15 protein-coding genes are annotated in these 16033 nt (G+C 35.6%); 12 read left to right on the forward strand and 3 right to left on the reverse strand.

Going from position 1 to position 16033, the window contains the following annotated elements; translation table 11 throughout:
* Nucleotides 1-96: 96 nt before the first annotated feature.
* Nucleotides 97-663: a TetR/AcrR family transcriptional regulator gene (locus R1T42_RS08750; protein ID WP_317290058.1), complete on the reverse strand. Its 567-nt coding sequence runs from the start codon at nucleotides 661-663 to the stop codon at nucleotides 97-99.
* A gap of 107 nt (nucleotides 664-770) precedes the next feature.
* On the opposite strand from R1T42_RS08750, the gene R1T42_RS08755 reads away from it, so the two are divergent.
* Nucleotides 771-2423 carry an aromatic amino acid hydroxylase gene (locus tag R1T42_RS08755; RefSeq protein WP_317290059.1) on the forward strand — a complete coding sequence of 551 codons (1653 nt, stop codon included), beginning with the start codon at nucleotides 771-773 and terminating at the stop codon, nucleotides 2421-2423.
* Here the strand turns inward: R1T42_RS08755 and R1T42_RS08760 are convergent, their stop codons facing one another.
* Entirely contained in the window at nucleotides 2424-3101 is a 678-nt protein-coding gene (locus tag R1T42_RS08760; RefSeq protein WP_317290060.1) for a sensor histidine kinase, read from the reverse strand.
* Nucleotides 3102-3319: 218 nt separating this feature from the next.
* Between R1T42_RS08760 and R1T42_RS08765 the strand changes: the two genes are divergently transcribed.
* The 4 genes from R1T42_RS08765 (at nucleotide 3320) to R1T42_RS08780 (ending at nucleotide 6816) form a co-directional block, all read left to right on the forward strand.
* Nucleotides 3320-4762, forward strand: coding sequence for a hypothetical protein (locus R1T42_RS08765; protein WP_317290061.1), 1443 nt, complete (start codon nucleotides 3320-3322; stop codon nucleotides 4760-4762).
* A gap of 51 nt (nucleotides 4763-4813) precedes the next feature.
* Nucleotides 4814-5116, forward strand: a complete 303-nt coding sequence (locus R1T42_RS08770; protein WP_317290062.1) for a rhodanese-like domain-containing protein — start codon at nucleotides 4814-4816, stop codon at nucleotides 5114-5116.
* A 34-nt stretch (nucleotides 5117-5150) separates the two neighbouring features.
* Entirely contained in the window at nucleotides 5151-5981 is an 831-nt protein-coding gene (locus R1T42_RS08775) for a helix-turn-helix domain-containing protein (RefSeq protein WP_317290063.1), read from the forward strand.
* A gap of 157 nt (nucleotides 5982-6138) precedes the next feature.
* Nucleotides 6139-6816: a fimbrial protein gene (locus tag R1T42_RS08780; protein WP_317290064.1), complete on the forward strand. Its 678-nt coding sequence runs from the start codon at nucleotides 6139-6141 to the stop codon at nucleotides 6814-6816.
* Between the two features lie 86 nt (nucleotides 6817-6902).
* Here the strand turns inward: R1T42_RS08780 and R1T42_RS08785 are convergent, their stop codons facing one another.
* Complete coding sequence (locus R1T42_RS08785) at nucleotides 6903-7442, reverse strand: carboxymuconolactone decarboxylase family protein (RefSeq protein WP_036580156.1); 540 nt, start codon at nucleotides 7440-7442, stop codon at nucleotides 6903-6905.
* A gap of 235 nt (nucleotides 7443-7677) precedes the next feature.
* Between R1T42_RS08785 and R1T42_RS08790 the strand changes: the two genes are divergently transcribed.
* The 7 genes from R1T42_RS08790 to R1T42_RS08820 all read left to right on the forward strand — a co-directional run bounded on the left by R1T42_RS08790 (nucleotide 7678) and on the right by R1T42_RS08820 (nucleotide 16033).
* Nucleotides 7678-8964 (forward strand): APC family permease, encoded by a 1287-nt coding sequence (locus tag R1T42_RS08790; RefSeq protein ID WP_317290065.1) that lies wholly within the window; start codon nucleotides 7678-7680, stop codon nucleotides 8962-8964.
* Nucleotides 8965-9020: 56 nt separating this feature from the next.
* On the forward strand, nucleotides 9021-12149 hold the full coding sequence (locus tag R1T42_RS08795; protein WP_317290066.1) for a WD40/YVTN/BNR-like repeat-containing protein: 3129 nt from the start codon (nucleotides 9021-9023) through the stop codon (nucleotides 12147-12149).
* The gene (locus tag R1T42_RS08800) at nucleotides 12149-12613 is read left to right on the forward strand and encodes a hypothetical protein (protein WP_042270752.1); all 465 of its coding nucleotides are present in this window, start codon (nucleotides 12149-12151) and stop codon (nucleotides 12611-12613) included. The genes R1T42_RS08795 and R1T42_RS08800 overlap by 1 nt, the downstream gene beginning before the upstream one ends.
* 100 nt (nucleotides 12614-12713) lie before the next feature.
* On the forward strand, nucleotides 12714-13547 hold the full coding sequence (locus R1T42_RS08805) for a universal stress protein (protein WP_317290067.1): 834 nt from the start codon (nucleotides 12714-12716) through the stop codon (nucleotides 13545-13547).
* A gap of 79 nt (nucleotides 13548-13626) precedes the next feature.
* Nucleotides 13627-14919 carry an acetyl-CoA hydrolase/transferase family protein gene (locus tag R1T42_RS08810; protein ID WP_317290068.1) on the forward strand — a complete coding sequence of 431 codons (1293 nt, stop codon included), beginning with the start codon at nucleotides 13627-13629 and terminating at the stop codon, nucleotides 14917-14919.
* 102 nt (nucleotides 14920-15021) lie between these two features.
* Nucleotides 15022-15423, forward strand: coding sequence for a DUF983 domain-containing protein (locus tag R1T42_RS08815; RefSeq protein ID WP_036580148.1), 402 nt, complete (start codon nucleotides 15022-15024; stop codon nucleotides 15421-15423).
* A complete protein-coding gene (locus R1T42_RS08820) occupies nucleotides 15407-16033 on the forward strand; it encodes a Crp/Fnr family transcriptional regulator (protein WP_036580146.1) in 627 nt (208 codons plus the stop codon). Before R1T42_RS08815 ends, R1T42_RS08820 begins: the two co-directional genes overlap by 17 nt.

Raw genomic sequence — 16033 nt, forward strand, 5'->3', positions numbered from 1 at the left:
CTAAGTGTCAAATATGATAAGAAAATCATAAACGTCCAAAGGATATTACTTTTAAAACAGAATAATTTAAAAAGATGTTCTGTTTTAAAAATCTATTTATCTAGAAACAAGTCCAGTAAGCAAGATTACTGGTAATTCAGATTTTAGATCTTTAAGTTCTGAAGGAGTTTTTTTAGGAATCCAGAGATATATAGAACGTAAAGTGCTTAATAGATTAAAAAGCATGGTCTCGATATTGAGGTTTTTGAATTCACCCGTAGCGATCCCTTTTTCTAAGATCTTTTTAAAATCAAGTTCATAGGTCTTTCTTAATGTGATATACTCTTGATATTTAGACCCTTCCAGATGCATCCAGTCGGTATTCAAGACAGCAAGTGCGTTGGTATATTCTAGAGCAATATTAATGTGTAGTAGGATTAATTGTTCCGCTTTCGCGAAAGCGGACTTATCATCCATCTCCACGGTATCCATACCGGTGGTGAATTCATGTGCTACCTCAAGAATGAGTGTCGCAAGAATCTCCTGTTTCCCAGAAATGTGATTATATAAACTAGCAGCTTTCATATCCATAGCAGCGGCAAGATCACGCATAGTAACTGCACTATAACCGCGTTCTTTAAAAAGTTGGGCTGCGGTTTTGAGAATTTGTTTTTTGCGTGTCATAAGATGCAAATATAATAGATGATGACTATCTTAAAATTGATTAAAAATCGATAGTTAGGAATTAGAATAATTACTTTTAGACTAGCTTTGAACTTTACCCTACGATAATGCTAGAGAATATAGAAATTAATCCACTCCTAGAGAGATTGCCACCACACTTGAAACAGTTTATAAAGCCACAGAACTATGAGCTTTACACGTATCAAGATCAGGCAGTATGGCGTCATGTCATGAGAAAAAATGTAGATTTTTTAAGTAAAGTTGCACATGGATCTTATCTAGATGGATTAAAAAAAACAGGTATCTCTATAGATAATATACCATCAATGTATGGTATGAATCGCATTCTTAAGGAAATAGGTTGGGCTGCTGTGGCTGTGGACGGATTTATTCCGCCAGCGGCGTTTATGGAGTTTCAAGCATATAAAATATTAGTGATTGCTGCCGATATCAGAAAGCTAGATAATATAGAGTACACACCAGCGCCAGACATTATTCATGAGGCAGCTGGTCATGCACCTATTATTGCTAGTCCAGATTATGCAGAATATTTAAGACGTTTTGGCGAGATAGGAAGCAAGGCGATTTCTAGCGCACATGATCATGAGATGTATGAAGCTGTGCGCAAAATATCCATCCTTAAAGAAACACGTAGTGAAAAACAAAATCCAGAATTAGACAGAGAAATTGCTGCTGCCGAAGCTGAGATAGAACGCCTACAAAATAAAAAGGTTGAACCTAGCGAGATGTCTCTCATACGAAACTTACACTGGTGGACTGTTGAGTATGGACTGGTTGGGACATTAGATCATCCTAAACTGTATGGAGCTGGATTATTATCGAGTCTAGGAGAAAGTAAAAGCTGCCTAGAACCTGAAGTAGAAAAAAGACCTTATACCATTGATGCAGCATACCAGGATTTTGATATTACTCGTAAGCAACCACATTTGTATGTTACCCCTAATTTTGCTCAATTGAGTGAAGTATTAGAAGAGTTTGCAAATACCATGGCTGTGCGTAAAGGTGGACATCGTGGTTTACAAAAATTAATTAATTCAAAATCCCTAGGGACGATTGAACTGAGTACTGGATTACAGATTAGTGGTCATTTTACACGCATGATTACTAACGATGATAATGAGGTCGTTTTCTTTGAAACTACAGGAGAAAGTGCTCTAGCATATCGTGAAAAAGAGCTAATAGGACACGGACGCAGTACTCATAAAAATGGTTTTTTAAGTCCGCTAGGGAAACTTAAAGGTATCAATCTAGCTATTGAGGATATGGGACCACGTGATTTACAAGCTTATAATTTTTATGATAATGAACGTATCGAGTTTACTTATGAAAGCGGAATTAAGGTAGAAGGATTGAACGTGACTGGACAGCGTAATTTGAATGGTAAATTAATGTTGATACAGTTTACAGATTGTACAGTGACGTATAAAGATGAAATTCTTTTCTCGCCAGAGAATGGAATGCTCAACCTCGCAGTTGGAAAAGAGATTGTAAGTGCTTATGCAGGTCCTGCAGATTATTACAGTTTTGACCTAGTTTTTCATGAAAGTGAAACTAAAACGATTAAGCCAGTTTTCTCAAAAAGAGAAATAGCTATTCAAGGTTTATACGAGAAGCTACGTAACTTTAGAGAAGAAGATAAAATCAATAAACCATTACTCGAGAAATTGAAGAATCAAGTTGAAACAGATTTCCCTGAGCAGTGGCTGCTTATTGAAGAGATAGACGAGTTGATAGGTTAACTAAATTTTGGAAATAGGTATTTGTGCATTAACCACCGTACCGTTTCCTATGGTGCTAGTCAATTTTAAATCGCCTTTTAAATCATGGGTTGCTTTTAAAATGGCTTTTATTCCATTGCCATCTGAAATTTCTTTGCGATTGTAGCCTATACCGTTATCATGTGTGATAAGGTGTAATTTACCGTCTTCAATCGATGCAATACTGAAAATGAAATTTGCTTGAGAATGAATGGCTGCATTATGTAAACCTTCATTTATTATAGTCAATAATTGTAATGTTTTTCTAGGTTCGAAGTTCAATAATTCCCTTTCAGGAAAGTTTATTTTATAGGTTGAATTGTTTTCTATTGTTTTAGAATAATGATCTTGCAACTGTTTTATTGCTATTTCTAGATCTTTTAAAGTAAACTGATTTTTACTGGCTGCAAAGTGATAAATTAACTGGAATGCATGATTTTTTACTTCGGTCTTTTCAAGTTTCTTTTGATTGAATTCTGTTAAGATAGCATCCCTTTGTTTCTTCAATCGATTTTGATCATTCGATATTTCCAATCGCTTCATTTTTTGCTCTTGTCTTTCTAACTTTGATAGTAGCATGATGACAACTATTCCTATGAGTAAACCTATTACTATGTAACTTAAAATTCCTTCCATGATTCTAATGTATGAAATACTCATGAGAAGTTTTATCTATATTTTAATAAAAACATAACAGATAGATAACCTAAAAAAAAATCGATTATTGATAATATAATATAGAAATTAAGGTTAATTAACTTCCTAAAACTCGTTTTCTAATCAAGTACAACATATAATATTGTATTTCATCGAATATAGAGTTTTAATTCCCCCAAAAAAAAGATTAATATTATTGATATCTACTTTTGCAAAAAAACATGGAAAATAAATTTTTATATATACTAATGATTTGCGGACTTGGTATTTCACAAGCTCAAGTTGGTATAGGAACTGATACTCCAGAAGCTTCTAGTATTTTAGACATTACGTCAAGTAATAAAGGATTTTTAGCACCTAGAATTGCGTTAAACAATATTTCTAATGGAATGATTGATGGTACAAACGCAAATGCTGACGGGCTTATGGTTTATAATACAAATACCACTACAGTGAATGGATCTGGTAAAGGTTATTATTACTGGAATGATACAATTTCTGAATGGGTTGCAATGAAAACAGCAGCTGCAAATGTAGATAAATGGTCTAAAGATGGTGATATATTATCGGGAGGTGAATTTATAGGACCTACTAATAATGGGCATGATCTAGAATTTAGAATTGAAAATGATGTTGTTGGTGAATTTACAACTGATGATTCTATTCGTCTAGGAAGAGATATTAATCTAATTGGATCTACTTCTGTCGCCATAGGATTTGAATCTCAAGCAACTGAAAACGAAACAGTTGCTGTAGGGAGAAAGGCTGAAGCTTCAGGTTCCCGTGGAACGGCAGTAGGTACTGAAAGTCGTGCTGAAGGTTCAGAATCTGCCGCATTTGGTAGAGGTAGTGCTGCCGAAGCTGATAGATCTGTGGCTGTAGGTTTTGAATCAAGCGCTACTCAATCTGACGCAACCGCAGTAGGAAGAAATGCTAGTGCAAGTGGAAGACAATCAACTGCCATAGGTTTTAATTCGGTCGCCACCAATGAAGATGATGTTGCATATGGTTCAAATAGTTCAGCTACTGGACAGTTTTCTGTTGCTGTAGGTTTTAATGCATCAGCTTCTAATATAAATACCGTAGCTTTAGGAGAAAATGCAAATGCACCAGGAGACTCTGCTATAGCACTAGGATCTGATACTCAATCTATTGCTGAAAGCTCTATAGCTATAGGTGATAACACAACGGCAACAGCTTTTGAAGCAACGGCTATAGGTGACGAGGCAGATGCTACTGGTATTGCAAGTTTAGCTATGGGAAGTAATACAATTGCTGAAGGAGAAAATAGTATAGCAATAGGTCAAAACGCTCATTCTAGTGCAGATAATGCAACTGCAATAGGTTTCAATGCTGAAGCTCCAGAACCAGATACAATGATCTTAGGAAACGGAGACATCAATGTAGGAATAGGAACAAACGAACCAACTACAACTTTGGTAGTAGAAGGATCACCAGGTATAGCAGCAATTTTAGATGGTATAAGCCTGCCTAGAGTCACTGGTGATCAACTTCATGAAAAAATGTACACAACCATACAAACAGGCACTATCATATATGTATCGACTGGTGCTGATGTTACTAAACAAACGGGACAAACTATTAATGTAGACTCTGAAGGTATTTATTATTTAAACTCAGCGGTTATCTGGACAAAACTTTAAAAATTTGATTTTCGAATTTTTAAAGTTAACTACTCCTTTAAAACAAAAATTATGTTCGATCTATTTAAAAATAAAAAAAAGGAAACTATACAGAAATACCTTAATGATAATGCACAATTACTCGACGTGCGCACTGCCTCTGAGTTCAACAGCAACCATATCGAAGGGTCTAAAAACATACCCGTTCAAGTTATAGATCAAAAGATGAAAAGCCTTGATAAAGAAAAGCCAGTCATTGTTTATTGCGCGATGGGTGGACGTAGTAATATAGCTGCTAGTAAACTAAAAGCAAACGGTTTTAAAGTTGTTAACGCTGGTGGTATAGGCTCCATGAGAAAACATTTAAAACTGTGATACTTTAGTTATATATTCTTCCTACTTTTAAATCATGAAATTAGATCACCATAGCATAAAAGATAACGGAAGGTTTACCATTACAAGCTTTCAATGTGGACCGTCATTACAACTTCTTCAAGAAAAAGGGCTTTACAAAATTGTCTGGTGTACAGATGGTGAAGAACGATTAGTGGTTGATGGGTATGATGTGGTTCTTAAAAAGAATCAGGTTCTATTTTGCACACCTGTTAACATAGTAGACATTCCTAAAGATAATTATGGTCTAATTGCATTTGTATTCAACAGAGAATTTTATTGTATCCAACACAATGATCCAGAAGTTTCTTGTATGGGAATGCTTTTCTATGGATCCTCAAACGCTCCTATCATCAATCTATCGACAAAAGAACAGGCCAGTTTTAATGCTATGTTAGTTCTATTTCAAGAAGAATTTGAAACAAGAGATCATATTCAAGGTGAAATGCTGCGCACTCTTTTAAAAAGGATGTTAATCACGTCAACTCGATTAATTAAACAAGATAGTAATCAAGCTAGCTTATCTGTAAAGCAAGTGGACTTAATTAGAAAATTCAATATACTGGTAGAGCAACACTATAAAGAGAAACATCAAGTGTCAGACTACGCAGATTTACTTTTTAAATCTCCTAAAACCTTATCTAACTTTTTTAAGAAACACGATGTAAAGTCTCCTTTAAAAATCATTAATGATCGTATCGCTGCAGAGGCTAAAAGACTGTTGCTCTATTCTGATAAAAGTGCCGAAGAAATAGCTTATGAATTAGGATATAAAGAACCAAGTCATTTTTCAAAATTCTTTAAAACACAGGTAGGGACGAGTCCCTTAGGATATAGAAAAAAGTAGATCCTTCATAAGAACTATAAATACTGCTCTTTACGATAAGAATTGATTATCGATTGAAGGCATGAATTCATCGAGTCAACTGCTGCTTAAATAGAATACTTGTTTTCAGTTATAGCTGTGGCATCTAATATTGTCACAATTAATAACTTAATATAACATGAAAACAATAAAAATTCTTTTATTAATGCTCGCAATCACGGCAATTAGTTGTGATGGAAATGATGATATGCAAAATCCATCTGGAACCACTCTTAATGGCTTTACGGTAGTTCAAAACAATGGTGCAAGTACATTTTATGAAACTACTAACATGTATATTGAAATCGATGATGATAATGATGATGCTTTCCCACTAGCACCGGATTATTATTCTTTTTACTTTTTAAATGGAAGATTACTAGATAGAGATCAACATACCGTTGTAGGTGGAGATGAAATTTTATTATCTACCAACACAACAAATTTTGCAGGTCTAAAAGTGGATGTTGCTACTCATCCAGATTTACAAACCGGTATTCCTCCAACGGCAAACAATACTTATATAGCAAGTACTGACGACAGTAATATTATTCATGATTTCCAAGTAAATTCTTTAGTACCAGCGTACTTCTTTACTATAGATGGGACCTCATACGAATTTGGAAATGGAGATGCTAGTGTGGGTACTTTACATGAACCGGCAACTTTAGGCCATACGGTCACCATAAACACCATTAATATAGACAGCACAAATCCTTCTAACAGCACTATCGATGTTGATTATACATTTGTAAATACATCTGGCGAATTAATTTCTGGTCATTATGATGGAAGTTTAGGCATCATTGAAGATTAAATTAAAAAAACAGGCCTATCTTCTAAAAGATAGACCTGTTTCAACCAACCAACTATGAAAAACTATATCTTTATTTACTTATCTATTTAAGCTCCTAATGGCTCTACCGCAGGAAAGTCTACAGGAACTTGAGTTGTATTATGTAAATAGTTCGAGATGGTTTTATCACCTACTAAAACTATTGTATCTACTAGATTTTCTTGAGTATAACCTGCCGCTAGAAAAGAATCTACCACAGCTTTATCTGCTCTACCTCTATTCTCTGTAATATTTTTTGCTAGACCTGCAAGAGCATTGTAACTAGTCTGAAAAGATGCTTTACCAGCTCTTAATTCTAGAGTTTGTTCTTGAGTAAAACCATTCATTTGTGCAATTGCAGTATGTGCTGCAAGGCAGTAATCACAACCATTTACTTCACTTACTGCTAGATTTACCACTTCTTTTTCTTTATTATTTAAAGATGTTTTTGCTCCAGATAAAGAAAGGTAATTATTTAATGCATTATTAGATAATGCATAAGTGGCATATAAATTAGGAACAAAACCTAATTGCTTTTCTAGGTTATCAAAAATTCCTTGATTCACTTCATTTACTTCGCTTCTTTGTGGTACATTAAATGTTGCCATGATATTATATAATTTTAATTATTGTTATTTTATTATCCCTTAGGACACTACAAAGATGCGACAGTAAGTAGCCTCTAAATATGTGTTCATTTCCCTAGTACTGTTCTATTCTTCCCTAAATCTTTAATTCGACAGGTTTTAATACTTTATGAAATGCTTTTTTACTATTTATATCACTAGCACCTCTTATAAAGCAGTACTTTACTTATTTTTATAATCACAAACCAAAATATTTATGAGCGATAAGCAGATAGATCTTAAAGGCGCTATAGCTATAGGTATAGGTGGTATGGTAGGCGGCGGAATCTTTGCCGTATTAGGTCTAGCTATATCACTAGCCAAAGGTGCAACGCCTGTGGCATTTCTTATCGCAGGAATCATAGCCATATTCACAGCCTACAGTTATTCTAAATTATCTCTAGCCTACCCAGACACTGGCGGTACGGTACGTTTTATTAATGAAGGTTTTGGTAAAGGAGTTTTAAGCGGCGGACTCAATAATCTATTATGGATAAGTTATATCATCATGCTGGCGCTTTATGCCAGTGCTTTTGGTTCTTATGCGCCCAATTTAATTACCATCACAGGTGACACCACCATAGATACCCATATATGTATAAGTGCTGTAGTGATTATCGCCACTATAATTAATTATGCTAGTGCAAAGCTAGTAAGCGCTATAGAAAGTTATGCGGTGATTATAAAGCTTATCATATTGCTAGGTTTTATAGCAGTAGGTATATATGGTATGAATTCCAGTGCAAATCTAGAACAGCTAGACCCTTCTAATTGGGAAGGCACTTTTCAAATCATCACTGGCGGTATGGTCATTTTTGTTGCCTATGAAGGTTTTGAACTCATTGCAAATGCCGTATCGGATTTGAAAGATCCAGAAAAGAACATTCCTAGAGCTTATATGATTTCGGTACTTTTTGTTGTAGCACTTTATATAACCATCGCTATTATCACCGTAGGATCCTTGCCATTTGACCAAATTAAAGAAGCTAAGGATTATGTGTTATCTGAGGTAGCAAAACCTACTTTGGGACAGGCTGGGTTTACCATCATGACTATTGCAGCGTTGATTTCTACATTTTCGGCTATAAACGCAACACTTTACGGTGGTGCTCGTGTAAGCTATAAGGTCGCTGAAGATGATGAGTTACCACATGAATTCACCTTTAAATTCTGGAATCACCCTATTGGGCTTTTAATAATCGCAGTAGCCACATTACTTCTTGCTAATCTTGCTCCGTTAGAAAGCATATCCACCTCTGGTAGTGCTGGTTTTTTATTATTATTTGCTGTAGTAAATTATATTGCTTTTAAACAGCATAAAAAACTAAATGCAAATAAGATAATCACGCTGTTAGGTACCATTTTATGCGTGGTAGCATTGGTCATGCTTATTATTCAACAATCACAAAGCAGTTTATCTGGTGTTATCATTATCGCTTCTATAATAGCAGCTTGTTTTATAATGGAATACTGGTATAAAAGGACAGAAAAACCAACTTCTTAAACTACCAACTTGTAGATATCAATTCTCAGCTTATATTTAAGGTAAATTTTCCTACCATGAATAAGTTGTACTATATCCTATTTGCGTTTGTTGTTCTCGCTTTCGCGAAAGCGGAATCACAACAATTACCAGAACCACCAGAAGAACAGAAGTTCTATGAATCGCAGGAATTTAGACTCTTGGGACCATTCCGTGGTGGACGTAGTGCTGCGGTTACCGGAGTTCCCGGAAAACCTAATCTTTTCTATTTCGGTAGTACAGGTGGTGGTGTTTGGAAGACTTTAGATGGTGGACGTACCTGGGCTAATATTTCTGATGGATTTTTTGGTGGTTCTATAGGTGCCGTAACTGTTGCTCCTAGCGATCATAACGTAATTTATGTAGGTGGTGGCGAGAAAACGGTGCGTGGTAATGTTTCCAGCGGCTATGGCCTATGGAAAACAGAAGACGCAGGTAAAACATGGACTGAGGCTGGATTACCTAAAAGCCGTCACGTACCTAGAATAGTTATAGATCCTAACGATCATAATACCGTTTATGCCGCCGTATTAGGTAATATCTATAAGCCTACCGCAGACCGTGGCGTTTATAAAAGTACAGATGGTGGTAAAACATGGAGTAAAAAACTATTTACTAATGATTTAGCCGGTGCGGTAGATTTAATCATAGACCCTAGTAATCCACGTGTATTGTATGCAAGCACTTGGAGATTACAACGCACACCATACAGTCTATCTAGTGGTGGCGATGGTAGTGCTATATGGAAAAGTAACGATTATGGAGAAACGTGGAAAGAGATCTCAAAAAATGAAGGTTTTGCAAAAGGAACTTTAGGAATTATGGGAATTACAGTTTCCCCTTTAAGTTCTGATCGATTGTATGCGATTGTGGAGAACAAAGATCAAGGTGGAGTTTACAGAAGTAATGATGCAGGATTAACCTGGAAAAAAACAAACGATTCTAGAAGTTTAAGACAACGTGCCTGGTACTATTCCAGAATCTATGCCGATACGGAAGATATAGACCAGCTGTACGTAGTAAATGTTAATTATCATAAAAGTACCGATGGTGGTAAAAACTTTTCTAACGCGAGAGCACCACATGGTGATCATCACGATTTATGGATCGCACCAGAAGATTCTGACCGTATGATTATGGGAGATGACGGTGGCGCACAAATCACTTATGATGGTGGCGAGACATGGAGTACGTATCACAATCAGCCTACAGCACAATATTATCGTGTGACGACAGATAATTCTTTTCCTTATAGAATCTATGTAGCACAACAGGATAATGGGACGATAAGATTACCTCATCGCACCACTGGACGTAGCATTACAGATAACGATTGGGAAGGAACTGCAGGTGGCGAGAGTGCGCATATTGCTGTAGACCCTAAAGATAACGACATCGTTTATGGTGGTAGTTATGGTGGTTATTTAACTCGTTATAATCACAAGACTAAATCACAAAGAGCGATTAATGTATGGCCAGATAACCCTATGGGACATGGTGCCGAAGGAATGAAATACCGCTTTCAGTGGAATTTCCCTATTCTGTTCTCTCAACATGAGCCTAATAAACTCTATGCTTTTTCTAACAACGTACACGTCACTACTAATGAAGGTCAGAGCTGGAAAACTATCTCACCTGATCTAACTAGAAACGATCCAACAAAACTAGTTTCTAGCGGTGGACCGATTACTCAAGATAATACAAGTGTAGAGTATTACTGTACCATTTTTGCCGCAGCAGAATCTCCTTTAAACGCTGGCGAGTTATGGATAGGTAGCGACGATGGACTCATACACCTTTCTAAAGATGGTGGTAAAAACTGGAGTAATATTACACCTAAGGGATTACCAGAATGGGCACAAATTAACAGCATAGAACCTAGCCGTTATGACGCGGCTACTTGTTATGTCGCTGCTACACGTTATAAATTAGGCGATTTTACACCTTACTTATATAGAACTACAGATTATGGTAAATCATGGAAAAAAATAACAAATGGCATCCCATCAGAGCATTTTTCTAGAGTCGTAAGAGAAGATGATCAAGTACAAGGAATGCTGTATGCAGGAACAGAAACTGGTTTATACATTTCTGCCGACGATGGAAAATCATGGAAATCATTCCAGATGAATTTACCCATCGTACCAGTTACAGATCTAGCTGTAAAGGATAACAACCTAATTATCGCGACACAAGGTAGAAGTTTATGGATACATGATGATCTAGGATTAGTGAGAGAAGCTTTTTCTAGTTCGCTTTCGCGAAAGCAAGACGAAAACAAACTTTTCAAACCTAAAACCTCTTACCGTATGGCAGGAAATGGTCGTGCAGGTTCACTTACCGCAGGAGCAAATCATCCCGCAGGAGTACAAGTACATTTTTATATTCCGACGTTGAAAGAAAAAGATAGTGTATCACTTTCTTTTTATGACTTTAAAAACGAGTTGATAAAAACCTATGCTACCTATGATAAAAAGAACAAATTAAAAGTAAAAGAAGGTGCCAACTCTTTCAATTGGAATACGGTTTATGATGGAGCAGAAAAACTACCAGGGATGATTTTATGGTGGGCAAATATGTCTGGACCTAAGGCCGTACCTGGATCTTACAAAGTAGAATTATCAGTAAATGGTAAAAAGGAAGCACAACCTATCACTATTATATCTACTCCTAATAGCGAGGCTAGCGATGCAGACATGCTAGCACAATTTAATTATGTAAATGAAGTAAACGCTACTGTAGACAAAGCTCACAAATCAATTAAAAACATACGTGCATTCAATAAAAAATTAAGTGCTTTTGAAGCGTTGTATGGAGATAGAGAAGAACAAGGTGTTAAAGATATGATTGCCATGTCTAAGGAGATGAAAAAGAAATTTAGCGAGGTAGAAAAAGCACTTTATCAAACTAAAAATCGAAGTGGTCAAGATCCTTTAAATTTCCCTATTAGATTAACTAATAAACTAGCTCATTTAAATAGTCTGGCACAAATAGGTGACTTTGCTCCTACTTCACAAAGTATAGAAGTTAAAGCTGAATTAACTGCTGAGATTGAAAAGCAACTGGCTATTTTTGACCAAGTTTTACAATCCGATATTAAAAAATTCAACGAGCAGTTTAACGCATTGAATTTAGAGTATCTCGTGATTGAGAAAGAGAAAAAATAATGGAGGAATTAAGCGGTTATTGGGAAGGTTATTTTATCTATGGATTAGGATTTGATCTTCCTTTCTTTGGAGAAAGAGTCAGGCTATTTACTGAAATGGAATTTAAAGACGGCATTATAACCGGACATCAGACTGAAGAAAAAGGACCTTTTTCAACTGGCAGAACAGTAAATTTTACTGGGTTTTGGGAAAAAGACTTAGTATCATTTACAGTTCAGTATACCAACAACGATGTCATATTAGAAGATGGGTTTAGCACTGAAGAAATAGGCCATGTATTTGAGATTACTTATAATGGAACATTCAACCCAAAGAAAAAAGCTATAAACGGTCTATGGTTTATGGAAAACGAGCTAGATTCTCATCTTGATCTAGAGATACCACCTGCAGAAGGTTTATGGGTATTGAAAAAAGCAAAGAAACCAGTAAGTGATTTTGATTACTCATTACTAGGTTTATCATAGACTTGATAACACAATAATTTGTAAAAGCTGATGGTTGTCATATTTTAGAGTTGGATAGGTGATTAATTTTGGCATTGTTAAACCAATTAACCTATTAACAATGAAAACCATTCTAATACCCATCGACTTTTCAAAAACCAGTCATAAAGCTCTAGAAGTAGGTGCTACTATAGCAAAACGTATCAAAGCAAAGCTGGTATTGATACATATGGCAGGTCTTGAAGAAGGACTTAATGATAAGAATAATAGTTTTGAACAAGCTATCTTCTACAGTAAGTATATCGGCGGTAAGTTTGAAGAACTTATTAAAGAGCCTTATTTAAAAGATGTCCTTGTAGAACCTATTTTACAAAAGCATTTAGATTTTGAAAGCATTAATGATTTAGCAAAGGAAATTGACGCCGCTCTAATCATTATGGGATCTCATGGTAGTAAAGGCCTGACTGAAATTATTAAAGGAAGTAATACAGAAAAAGTAGTTCGTTATTCTGAAACACCAGTACTGGTCGTGAAAAATAATGAAATCAACTTTGCTCCAGAGCGTTTATTATATGTGAGTGATTTCAATACTGAAACGATAAAAGCTTATCATAGAATGGTAGAAATAGCTACCATGTTTAATGCACGTATCGAGTTCTTATACGTAAATCTACCAGACAAACAATTTAAAAGCACTAATGAAATGGATGAAACCTTACTTACCTTTTTTAAAGAAGTTAAGCATCCAGATCCAGTTAAAGCCATAAGCACGGTAAATCGTTATGCAGATTACACTGTTGAACAAGGTGTAATGAACTTTGCTTCCTTATCCGGTACAGATATTATAGCAATTCCTACACATGGTCGCACTGGGATATCGCATTTGTTGCAAGGCAGCATTAGTGAAGACATTGCAAATCATGCTGTGATGCCTGTGCTTACTGTTAAAATGTAGATATACGCTTTCGCGAAAGCGTATTAAATACAATCCATAAACATTATAAGATATTTCTCGTTTTACGAATACCATAACTATGGGACTAAACATTATTACACCAGCAGAAGCTGTAAAAAATATTTCATCAGGTCAACGCTTATTTTTTCAAGGAGCCGCTATGACACCTAATCTTTTAATTGATGCATTATGTCATCGATATAAAGAATTAAATGATGTTGAAATTATACAAGTTCATACAGAAGGTAATGCCTTATATACTCAATCGCCCTATCGCGATAGTTTTAACATAAACAGTTGCTTTGTGGGCGGCAATGTACGTGGAGCTGTAAATGGTGGAAATGGAGATTATATTCCGATTTTCTTAAGTGAGATACACTTACTTTTTAGAAGAAATATTTTACCTATTGATGTAGCTTTCATACAGGTCTCGCCGCCTGATGTACATGGATATTGTTCCTTAGGCACATCAGTAGACATTACTTTACCTGCGGTACAAACTGCAAAAACGGTCATTGCGCAAATCAATCCTAATGTGCCACGCACCCATGGTGACGGTATTATTCATGTAAGAGATATAGACTTTGCTGTTGAAGGAGAACACCATTTAAGTATTTCTAATTCGGCTATTATATCTGACATTGAGGCGCGCATCGGAGCAAATGTAGCTAACCTAATTGAAGATGGAGCTACCCTTCAAATGGGAATAGGAAATATCCCTAATGCGGTGCTAAACAACCTAGGCAATCACAAACGATTAGGAATCCATACTGAAATGTTTTCTGATGGAATTTTACCACTGGTAGAGAGTGGTGTAATCACGGGTGAAGAAAAAGAAGTGAAAACTGGGAAAATAGTAACTTGTTTTGCAGTAGGGTCTCAAAAGTTATATGATTTTGTAAATGATAATCCATTAGTTCATTTTAAAGAGGCTGCTTATACTAATGACACTGCTATAATCAGACGTAATCCAAAAGTGACAGCTATTAACAGTGCAATTGAAATTGATCTTACAGGGCAAGTTTGTGCTGACACGATAGGTAATAGACAGTATAGTGGTGTAGGTGGACAAATGGACTTTATAAGAGGCGCTTCACTCTCACAAGGTGGCAAACCTATTTTTGCAATGACTGCAGCTACTGCAAAAGGGATTTCTAAAATAACACCATACTTAAAACAAGGTGCTGGTGTCACAACAACGAGAGCCCACGTCCATTATGTAGTTACAGAATATGGCGTTGCTGATCTCTTTGGTAAAAACCTAAAACAACGAGCAAAAGCTTTAATTGAAATTGCACACCCCAATTTTAGAGAAGAATTAAATCGTGAAGCCTTTGAACGATTCGGAAGTAGTTTTCTTAAACAAAGCTAATTAGTCTTGTTTTTGTACTGAAATTATGATACGCAATTCAGTATCTATGTAACCTATGTTACACATAAAAGAGGCTGCAATAAGTAGCTTTGAAATAAAAAGATGTTTAAGAAATCTATTATATACAGTATCCTTTTTCTGAAGTGTCCTCAATGTCGTCAAGGAAATTTTCTAGAAGCAAATCCTTATCAGATTTCTAAAATGAATAAGGTAAAAGAAAGATGTCCTAAATGTGAATTAAAATACAGTATCGAACCTAGTTTTTATACTGGTGCAATGTACGTTAGTTATGGAGTAGGAATTGCTTTTGCTGTTGCTACGTACGTAATTTTATTATTTTTAGGTGTTGCAGATAATCCTTTAACTATCTTTATAGCGATAGTTGCTGTACTCGCCCTAACGTTCCCCTACATAGGTGCAGTTTCTAAAGCTATATGGGCACATCTTTTTTTTAAGTACAATCCTATGATTGCAAAACAAGTTAAAAATGATACAAGAGCTTAAAGAATATTATGGTTCACAATTTGAGCTAGCACTTATAGAAGACATCAATAGCGTGGCAACTTTTATGGAAGTTCCTGCTGGACAAGATTTAATAAAGCCTGGTCAGTACATTAAATCCATGCCACTTTTACTTTCTGGAAGCATTAAAATTATGCGTCCCGATGCTGATGGCAATGAGTTATTACTCTACCATCTAGAAAGAGGTAACACTTGTGCCATGACTATGACTTGCTGTGTAGGAAATACTAAAAGTGAGATTCATGCTGTAACCGAGACACCAGTTAAGCTGTTGATGATACCTGTTACAAAAATGGAAGAATGGTCTTCTAAATATAAGACCTGGCGCAATTTTGTCTTTACAAGTTATCATACACGTATGATGGAGCTCTTAGAAAGTGTAGATAATATTGCTTTTAATAATATGGATGAGCGCTTAGAGAATTACTTGAACGATAAAATTAAAATTCTTAATAGTAAACATATCTATACTACTCATAAAGAAATTGCTGCAGATTTACATACCAGCAGAGTTGTCATCTCCCGACTACTTAAAAAAATGGAAAATATTAATAAGATAAAACTACACCGCAGTTTTATTGAAGTCGTGTAA

The organism is Nonlabens ulvanivorans, from assembly GCF_032922765.1.
Classification (GTDB): domain Bacteria; phylum Bacteroidota; class Bacteroidia; order Flavobacteriales; family Flavobacteriaceae; genus Nonlabens; species Nonlabens ulvanivorans.